The organism is Treponema sp. (genome assembly GCF_017430385.1).
In the GTDB taxonomy this organism is placed as follows: Bacteria; Spirochaetota; Spirochaetia; order Treponematales; family Treponemataceae; genus Treponema_D.
In genome coordinates this window covers 1-8,351 of sequence record NZ_JAFRNB010000022.1, presented here as the reverse complement: position 1 = coordinate 8,351, position 8,351 = coordinate 1, and the positions used below count along the sequence as shown (strand labels likewise).

Here is an 8,351-nt window from a genome sequence, read left to right as displayed (position 1 = left end):
GTGTCATGGAGTTATACAAATCTCGCATTTCCTTATCCATAAAATCCCCCTAATTGTTTTTCAGTGTAAACTGAGCATTTTTTGATTTTGTGAAAGATTGCTTGGTTTTTCATTGTAAACACCAATGGAAAACCATTAAAAAGTATAATGGTATTTCGTGTTGTTTGTCAATGTTATACCGTGCATATTAACAATAATGAAAGATGAAGAATATCAGGAACAAGTTAATTTTGTACTATCGAGGTTAAGGGAAGAACGCCAAAAAGCAGGTATGTCGCAGATAGAGCTTTCTTTCGCCGCAGGGCTTTCTCAAAACCAGGTGAACTGCATTGAATCGGGTAGAAATATTCCGAACCTCTGCACAATTATAAAACTTTGCGATGCTTTAAAAATCAGACCTGAAATTCTTTTTTCAACATCAAATGAAGAACGGGAAAAAGCTAGAAATGAGATTATTTCCCTGGTAAAGAAGTGGATTTAAAATATAAATGCCCATCCTTTTTTTCTGCGGACATTCAAACCATTCTGAAAATTGCGTTAGGCTATACTTCGGGCAAGCCCTCCGTTTAGCTAATTGGAAATTATTGACGTTACGCTCGCTTTGCTCGCGTTAGGCTATGGAGCGGTGCGAAGCAGTCTGCGCAAGCAGACCGGCCGTAGGCAAGCCGCGGAACAGCCGACCGCCACTTGTGGCGGGAACGCCCAATTTTTTATAAACAACACTTCCAGAAAATCTGCCTATTTTTCCAGAACTATTTCTTCTCCCATATCTAAAATCAGGCGGTTGGGTGCGCTAAAGGCTTCTGCCCGGTTTTTTACTTTTTCAATCTGATTGTGGTCAAAATGCCCGTGTGTCACCAGAATCAAGTCGGCGGTCGGCTCATACTGTTCATCCGTTCCGGCGTAAGGATCGATGTAAATGACTCTGCCTACTTCTGTGGTAATTCTTATGCTGGCCTGCCCCATATAAAGCAGGCGGGGAGCATTTTCTTTTTGAGCAAATGCTCCGCTATGAAGTGTAAGTGCAAAAGCAGTAAGAGCTAAAAGTTTACGCGTATGTTCCATTTGCCATCTCCTCGTGTTTTATTTGTGCGGTGGGATTGCCGGTTGAAATATCTGATTGCAGCTGCTTTTTCCAGATTCCCCGTAGGAAGAAGATGCTTAGGGCAAAAATGGCTGCCTCGGAAATTGGGAAGGACACCCATACCAGTGTTACGCTTTTTGTCTGAGCAAGAAGGGCGGCACTTCCAACCAGAGCAACTGCCTGAACTATGCTCACCACAAGAGCAAGCCTGCTTTGTCCTGTTGCCTGAAAGACTCCGCTTGCCATGATTGTGATGCCCGAAATGATGAGTGAAGTTCCGATGATTCTGAATGCATCGATTCCGATTGAAAGCATTTCGCCCGAAGCAGAAAAGAGGGAAAACAGGGCAGAAGGAATAAGCTCGTAAAGGGCTGTTCCCACCAGCATGATGACTGCGCTTGAAACGATGGCGATTTTAATAACCCGTCTGACTCTGTCATATTTTTTGGCGCCCATGTTGTAGGCAACAATTGAAATTATGGTGTTTCTGATTCCCCAGACAGGAAGAGCCACAAAGCTTCGAACTCTGTTATAGATGATGTATACGGCCGGGGCTGCAAGGGAAAGTGAAATGAGCACCTGGTTCATTCCAAAAATCAGGATGGAGTTGATTGAATAAGTGAGTGTTGTTGGAATTGCAATTGCCATAATGCTTTTGATTATCGAAAAATCAGGCAGGAAAGAACGTACAGAAATTTTGATATCTTGATTTTTTGTAAGATTCAAAATAAGACCTGTGCTTCCTGCTGCAACCTGGCCTATTACTGTTGCAATTGCGGCTCCCTTTATTCCCATTGCAGGAAGTCCAAGCCAGCCAAAAATCAGAATCGGGTCGAGGATTGTATTTGTGATTGCTCCTGTGAGTAATACTGCCATAGAATACTGGGTGCGGCCTGTGGCAGAAAGAAGGCGTTCGGTAAGAGACTGAAGCATAAGACCTAATGAAAAAATCATTACGATGGAAGTATATTCTTTTCCAAGCCTTATGATTTCTTCGTCCAAGGTTTGCAGGCGGAAAAAGGCTTCTGAAGCAAAAATACCGGCAAGGAGGAAAATCAGATAAAGAAGGGCTGTGAGTAAAAATCCCTGGCCGACAACTTTCTGAACTCCTTTTTTATCTTTTTCACCCAGCTTTTTTGAAAGAAGGGCATTAACACCGATTGCAAGGCCAAAAGAAAATTCTACCATAAGGGAAGATGCGGGCGCACCAAGAGAAATTGCCGTAAGGGCTGCATTGCCAAGCCTGCCCACAAAGATTGAATCTACAAGGTTATAAAGCGAAGAAAACAGTACGGAAAAAATCATGGGCATTGCCATTTTAAAAAGAAGTTTTCCTTCGCTCATGCTACCCATGATATTTTCTTTTTCCAGTGTTTTTTCCATTGAAGGCTCCTGTGCACTTGCAAAATAATGGGCAAGTGTCTTATAATTTTACATAAAGAGCATAGCATGAATTTCCGCCAGCTCAATGGGCAGAATGTGGCGAAGTGTGAGATATGCGACAGATTCTGGGAGAATGCCTAGGAAATACATGAAAAAGAAAAGAGAGGAACTTGCCGCCGTCGCTGCGGAGACGGGCATCGACAGTAAGCGGTTCTTGGCGGAATTCAGCGGCGGGCGGGGAAGTCGTACCGAACGGCGTTTTTCTTCCTCTCACCGCGTCCTGTGCAGCAGAGCCACGGCAAGAGCCGCCGTCACGAATTCTGCAAGCGGCAGCGCGACCCATACGCCGACAATCCCTGCGAGTGGCGGCAGGGAAAAACTCTCCGAGCGCGCAGAACGCGATTCCCATGATGGCGACAGTAAGAAGCCCCATGCGGAAGAAACTGCGGTTACGCCCGGCGTTTCCCGCACCGTGATTCGCGGAGACAAGCGGTTGTATTGCCTGACCGACTCCGCCGAACAGCGCCTGAAAGAGCGACATGACCGTCGCGACAACGCCGTACACGCCAAGCTCCGTCGTCCCGCCGTAGCGCATAATCTGATTGTTCATCAGGACGGGGAGAATGACCGTCCCCAGATCAAGCACGCTCGCTCCTGTCCCTGCCGAAATGATGCGGGAAAACCACCTCCCCGCGCCGTGCGGACGGACAATGCGGAGCGTGCAGCGTTTCAGGAAAAAGTGGCTTGACATCACGAGCGTCTGCACCGATGTCCCGACCACCGTTGCGACTGCCTGCGCTGAAATTGTTGGCGTAAATCGCAACACGGTGAACAGCTGGTACAACGATTTCCGCCATAAAATAATGCTTCAAGTCCTTGCGGAAACAAGGACAGAGAGCGGGGAATTTGAGGTTGATGAATCTTATTTTGGCGCTCATCGGGTCCGTGGAAAACGGGGGCGCGGAGCGGCAGGTAAAACTCCGGTTTTTGGTCTTCTAAAACGAGGCGGGAAAGTCATCGTCCGGATTGTCCCTGACTGCTCAAAAGAGAGCTTAATGCCTATAATACTCTTGCCTTGTGCTTGAAGGCTCGACGATTCATTCTGACGGCTGGAAGGCTTATGACGGCTTGATTCTCAACGGCTACGACCACTACCGGGTTTTCCATAGTGAAAACGAATTCGCAAGAGGGAAATGCCATGTGAACGGAATCGAGAACGTGCAAACTTTGTTTGCGTGGAGCTTCGCCAAATTCAACGGTTGTGATTCCGACAAATTTGTGATACATTTGATGGAGTGCGAGTGGCGATACAACCACCGCAACGATGATTTATACAAGTAGCTGACTAAAATTCTGAAAAGATACTAGTCAAGAGCCATTGCTTTGAAGCTATGCTAGCAATACAGTGTTGCCTCAAAAACTGAAGTTTTTAGAGGCTCTCACTTTTTACTAAAGGAGGAAAAAATGAAGAAACTGAAAGCTTTTAGCACAATTTTGATATTTGCTTTTGGATTTTTTGTCGTTGGCTGTGAAAGTACAAAAAACTACGGTTACAAGGGAAAACATCCTGATTACCTTGTGTTGGTAAACAAGATGCACCCCATAAGTGTGGATTATGCAAAAAGCCTTGACCTTGTGACGGTGGATACCGTTTATGATGACGAAACTGCCGAAATCGAGAAAGCTACTTACGGAGCATACCTTTCGTTGCAATCTGCTCTTGAAAAACAGGGAATTGAAATTGGTATTGACTCGGCGTATCGTAGCGTGGAATATCAGGAGCGAATAATGCTCGATTTTACTGAAAAATACGGTGAAGAGTATGCCCGCAACACCGTGGCGGTTCCAGGAACGAGTGAGCATCATACAGGGCTTGCAATTGACATAGTGCCAAAGGTTAACGGAGAATGGAAGTGGGAGAATGAGGATATGATGCAGCTTCCTGAGCTTTTCTCTAGAATTCACAAGGAACTCCCAAAACACGGCTTTATCCTTAGGCTCTTAAAAGGCAAAGAAAAAATTACGGGGTATTCCTATGAACCGTGGCACATTCGTTATGTGGGGAGTGTAGAAGTTGCACAGGAAATTACCGATTCAGGACTTGTGCTTGAAGAGTATCTGGAGGAATTCAAATGAAAAAATCTATTATTTTTGCCACTGTTATAGCAATTGCTTTTTCGGTACTTTACGTATCATGTAAACAAAGTGATGTCGCACCGAAAGGCTTTGTCTATCTTGCAGAAGCTGTTCCCGATGCGATTCTTGAAATCCGCTACTATTCCACCTACAACTTTGTTGGAGATCGCATTAACGGCTATGAAAAGCCTGTTGCACTTCTTACCACCGAAGCGGCAGAGGCTTTGAAAGCTGTGAGCGATGATGTAAAGGCTCAAGGCTACCGCCTCAAAATCTACGATGCATATCGACCTCAGCGAGCAGTAACGCATTTTATAAATTGGGCTAAAGATACTTCGGACACTAGGATGAAACAGTATTTCTATCCGAACCTTGATAAATCAGTGTTGTTTACTCAGGGCTACATTGCAGAAAAATCGGGGCACAGTCGTGGGAGTACGGTGGATTTGACATTGTTCGATATGGAGAGTGAAAAAGAGATTGATATGGGTGGCACTTTCGACTGGTTCGGAATTGAAAGCCATCCCGACTACATGCAAATTTCCGAGGAACAGTATGCAAACCGCATGATTCTTCGAGAAGCTATGCTCCGCCACGGTTTCAAGCCTCTCGAAGAGGAATGGTGGCACTTTACCCTCAAAGACGAGCCGTATCCCGACACTTACTTTGACTATCCTGTAAAATAGAAAAAACATAAGGAGAAATTTTCATGGAAACAACGAAGAAAACATTTCGTTTTGCAATGTTAGTTTTACTCGCACCATTTGCATCATTTATTTTTGTTTCCTGTGCAAGCACTCCTCGCACAGGAAAAGGTGCGCTCTCACTTTGGAATGATGACGCGCCTGCAAAGAAGGCTCTCTTTTCTTATGTGTCTGCTGTCACCACCAGGAACTCTCCTGACTTTATCCCTGTTGAGCGCAGAATTGCTACGTTTGACCTTGACGGAACTCTTTTTTGCGAGACAAATCCCACTTACTTTGATTTCCAGCTCTTTATTCATCGCGTGCTTGACGATCCAAATTACACACCTTCGCAGGAGCAGCGTGCACTGGCTGAGGATTTCCGAAGGACGGGAAGAGTGCCTCCGTTAGGAGCGGAATATGAGCGGATGCTTGCAAGTGTGTACAAAGGCTTTACACTCAAAGAATTTGATTCCTATGTGCGCTCATTCATGCAGACTGATCAGCCTGGCTACAAGAATCTCAAGCGGGCGGACGCTTTCTATAAGCCGATGGTGGAAGTTGTGAACTATCTTGTGCAGAACGGATTCACTGTGTATGTTTCCAGTGGAACGAACCGCCTTATCCTTCGAGCCTTAGTATGCGATGCCCTTGGACTGCCGCCAAAGCAGGTTATAGGCTCCGATAATGTGCTTGTTGCTATGAATCAGGATGGAAAGGATGGGTTGGATTATACTTTCAGTAAAGATGACGCCGTTTTGCTTGGCGGTGTGAATATTATCAAGAACTTGCAGATGAACAAGGTTTCCACAATTGTAAAGGAAATCGGTTATCAACCGGTTCTTGCTTTCGGAAACAGCCTTACAGATGCTAGCATGGTGAACTACACCATTCACAACAACGAATACAAGTCGCTTGGCTTTATGCTCTGTTGCGACGACATTGAGCGTGAGTACGGCAATATAACCAAAGCCGACAAGATGCGATCGGACTGTGCTGCAAACGGATGGATCCCCATCTCCATGAAAAATGACTGGAAGACCATTTATGGCATCGGCATCGAAAAAAAATGAAAAATCCCTGATACTGTGATATAATTTCAAAGAACTTCGAAAAAATATCATTTGTAAGGAGCAGATTCTTTTATGGAAGAATCAATAAAAATCCGCGGATTTCATTCCATGCGGATAAGGATTTCCGTCCTCATTATTCTGGCTGCACTCATTCTTACAGTGGCAATTTCATTTGTTGCCCTAAGTCTTTTTACCCGGCACACTCGGGAAAGACATCTGGATATTGCAAAAGGGGTTGCGGTCATTGCCCAAAAGATAATTGACGCTGATTCTGTTGAGCGTTATAAAGCAGAAGGACGGACTGCATCAGGATACGAGGAAACTTTAAGCCGGTTAAATAATCTTCAAAAAAATGTTCCGGATATTTAATATCTTTATGTGTACCAAATTCGGGAAGACGGCTGCCATGTAATTTTTGACACTGATGAAGGAAGCGGTGATTATGCCGTTGATGCGCTGATTGAATTTGATCCGACTTTTTTGCCTTATGTTCCTGATTTGCTTGAGGGAAAACAAATTCCGGCACTTGAGTCAAATGATTCTTACGGATGGCTTTTGACGCACTATCATCCGGTTTTTGACTCAAACGGAAAATGCGTCTGCTATGTTGGCGTTGATATTTCCATGGTGCTTCTTCGAACATACAGACTGAAATTTCTTTTTAGGACAATCATTCTTTCGCTTGTTGCGGTCATTTTGGTTGTGGGACTGGGACTTTGGATTTCGACAAAATTTCTTGTTAATCCGATAAACGGTATTTCACGCCATGCAATTGATTTTATTGGAAAAAACGGAAATGCTGACGGCATGAATACCTGTGTTTCTGCAATAAAAAATCTCGACATCCGCACTGGCGATGAAGTTGAAAATTTGTATGCCTCCTTTTTGAAAATGACAGAAAATACAGTTCAAAATATTATTGACATAAACAAGATGCAGGAAGAGCTCATTCAGATAATGCAGAAATATAACGAGGAACTTGAAAAAAATGTTGAAGAGCGGACTTATTAGCTGAAGCTGGAAAAAGAAAAGTCAGAAAATCTGCTTTTAAATATTTTGCCAAAAGAAGTTTCTGTCGAGCTTACAGAGCATCCGGGAAAAACGATTGCCCAGGATTTTCCGAATGTTACGGTTCTTTTTACTGATATAGTCGGATTTACAAAAATCAGCGGATATATGACGGCTGATGAAGTTGTAAACATGCTCAATAAAATGGTTTCGCTTTTTTACGAAAGGGCCAGACGCGAAGGAATTGAAAAAATCAAAACAATTGGGGATGCATACATGGCAGCCGCTGGACTTACAAAAGATTATGACAACGGCGGGGCTGTAAAAATGATTGATTTTGCACGGGGGCTTTTAGATGATATAAATTCATTTAATAAGGATTCTGCTGTAAAAATCCAGATACGGCTGGGAATAAATACCGGAAATCTTGTTGCTGGAGTAATTGGCAAGACAAAATTCATTTACGATATTTGGGGCGACACAGTAAATGTTGCAAGCCGCATGGAAAGCACTGGCGAACCGATGAAAATCCATGTGAGCGAAGAAACTTATGAGCAGACAAAAGAAAAATTCGCTTATGGAAATTCCATTGACATTGAAGTAAAAGGCAAGGGGCTTATGAAAACATATTTTTTGTAAAGGCTGCCGGATTTAAAAATGATATTTAAAGCCGCTTCATCAGGAAGTGTGGGTGCTTCAGGCCGCTTTCCTGCCGGGAAGCTCGATGGGTATATCCGAGCATCTCAGCATAATCAAGTCAAGCACATTCTGAACATTGCTGAACCCGAACGCCATCCTGATTGTAAGTTTGATCTTGTTGTTCACGGCCCCGACCCTTGCGTTCGACAGCTTGTATTTCGCCGTGTTCAATATAGCCTGATAGTGACGGCGGATTTTTTGTTGCAGCTCATATATCGCCGGGATTCTCGAATGCGATGCCCACCAGAGCCATTTCCTGAGGGCTGATTCCATATCCTCTATGTC

11 protein-coding genes and 1 pseudogene are annotated in these 8,351 nt (G+C 44.2%); 8 read left to right on the top strand and 4 right to left on the bottom strand.

Features of this window, described 5'->3' with window-relative positions; all coding sequences use genetic code 11:
- The first annotated feature begins 196 nt into the window (after positions 1–196).
- Positions 197–481: a helix-turn-helix domain-containing protein gene (locus tag IJJ71_RS01615; protein ID WP_296844922.1), complete on the top strand. Its 285-nt coding sequence runs from the start codon at positions 197–199 to the stop codon at positions 479–481.
- Between the two features lie 257 nt (positions 482–738).
- Here the strand turns inward: IJJ71_RS01615 and IJJ71_RS01610 are convergent, their stop codons facing one another.
- The 3 genes from IJJ71_RS01610 to IJJ71_RS14920 form a co-directional block, all read right to left on the bottom strand.
- Positions 739–1,065, bottom strand: a complete 327-nt coding sequence (locus tag IJJ71_RS01610; protein WP_296844921.1) for an MBL fold metallo-hydrolase — start codon at positions 1,063–1,065, stop codon at positions 739–741.
- The gene (locus IJJ71_RS01605) at positions 1,049–2,467 is read right to left on the bottom strand and encodes an MATE family efflux transporter (protein WP_296844920.1); all 1,419 of its coding nucleotides are present in this window, start codon (positions 2,465–2,467) and stop codon (positions 1,049–1,051) included. Before IJJ71_RS01605 ends, IJJ71_RS01610 begins: the two co-directional genes overlap by 17 nt.
- 82 nt (positions 2,468–2,549) lie before the next feature.
- Positions 2,550–3,062, bottom strand: a complete 513-nt coding sequence (locus IJJ71_RS14920) for an MATE family efflux transporter (protein WP_367113202.1) — start codon at positions 3,060–3,062, stop codon at positions 2,550–2,552.
- A 166-nt stretch (positions 3,063–3,228) separates the two neighbouring features.
- Between IJJ71_RS14920 and IJJ71_RS01595 the strand changes: the two are divergent.
- The 7 genes and pseudogenes from IJJ71_RS01595 to IJJ71_RS01565 form a co-directional block, all read left to right on the top strand.
- Positions 3,229–3,808 (top strand): annotated as a pseudogene (locus IJJ71_RS01595) (IS1595 family transposase); the annotation flags it as partial.
- A 123-nt stretch (positions 3,809–3,931) separates the two neighbouring features.
- On the top strand, positions 3,932–4,603 hold the full coding sequence (locus IJJ71_RS01590) for a M15 family metallopeptidase (RefSeq protein WP_296844918.1): 672 nt from the start codon (positions 3,932–3,934) through the stop codon (positions 4,601–4,603).
- Positions 4,600–5,289 (top strand): M15 family metallopeptidase, encoded by a 690-nt coding sequence (locus tag IJJ71_RS01585; protein ID WP_296844916.1) that lies wholly within the window; start codon positions 4,600–4,602, stop codon positions 5,287–5,289. Before IJJ71_RS01590 ends, IJJ71_RS01585 begins: the two co-directional genes overlap by 4 nt.
- A 23-nt stretch (positions 5,290–5,312) precedes the next feature.
- Positions 5,313–6,359, top strand: a complete 1,047-nt coding sequence (locus IJJ71_RS01580) for a haloacid dehalogenase-like hydrolase (RefSeq protein WP_296844915.1) — start codon at positions 5,313–5,315, stop codon at positions 6,357–6,359.
- A 72-nt stretch (positions 6,360–6,431) separates the two neighbouring features.
- Positions 6,432–6,728: a hypothetical protein gene (locus tag IJJ71_RS01575; RefSeq protein ID WP_296844914.1), complete on the top strand. Its 297-nt coding sequence runs from the start codon at positions 6,432–6,434 to the stop codon at positions 6,726–6,728.
- A gap of 9 nt (positions 6,729–6,737) precedes the next feature.
- Positions 6,738–7,370: a PAS domain-containing protein gene (locus IJJ71_RS01570; protein WP_296844912.1), complete on the top strand. Its 633-nt coding sequence runs from the start codon at positions 6,738–6,740 to the stop codon at positions 7,368–7,370.
- Positions 7,371–7,415: 45 nt separating this feature from the next.
- Positions 7,416–8,006: an adenylate/guanylate cyclase domain-containing protein gene (locus tag IJJ71_RS01565; protein WP_296844910.1), complete on the top strand. Its 591-nt coding sequence runs from the start codon at positions 7,416–7,418 to the stop codon at positions 8,004–8,006.
- Positions 8,007–8,063: 57 nt separating this feature from the next.
- On the opposite strand, the gene IJJ71_RS01560 is transcribed toward IJJ71_RS01565, so the two are convergent.
- A partial coding sequence (locus IJJ71_RS01560; RefSeq protein ID WP_296844909.1) for a transposase occupies positions 8,064–8,351 on the bottom strand: 288 nt, incomplete at its 5' end.

What these genes read in the sequence shown, in the direction of transcription:
- IJJ71_RS01615 (WP_296844922.1), top strand. Translation starts at nt 197, where the DNA reads ATGAAAGATGAAGAATATCAGGAACAAGTTAATTTTGTACTATCGAGG.
- IJJ71_RS01610 (WP_296844921.1), bottom strand. Translation starts at nt 1,065, where the DNA reads ATGGAACATACGCGTAAACTTTTAGCTCTTACTGCTTTTGCACTTACA.
- IJJ71_RS01605 (WP_296844920.1), bottom strand. Translation starts at nt 2,467, where the DNA reads ATGGAAAAAACACTGGAAAAAGAAAATATCATGGGTAGCATGAGCGAA.
- IJJ71_RS14920 (WP_367113202.1), bottom strand. Translation starts at nt 3,062, where the DNA reads ATGCGCTACGGCGGGACGACGGAGCTTGGCGTGTACGGCGTTGTCGCG.
- IJJ71_RS01590 (WP_296844918.1), top strand. Translation starts at nt 3,932, where the DNA reads ATGAAGAAACTGAAAGCTTTTAGCACAATTTTGATATTTGCTTTTGGA.
- IJJ71_RS01585 (WP_296844916.1), top strand. Translation starts at nt 4,600, where the DNA reads ATGAAAAAATCTATTATTTTTGCCACTGTTATAGCAATTGCTTTTTCG.
- IJJ71_RS01580 (WP_296844915.1), top strand. Translation starts at nt 5,313, where the DNA reads ATGGAAACAACGAAGAAAACATTTCGTTTTGCAATGTTAGTTTTACTC.
- IJJ71_RS01575 (WP_296844914.1), top strand. Translation starts at nt 6,432, where the DNA reads ATGGAAGAATCAATAAAAATCCGCGGATTTCATTCCATGCGGATAAGG.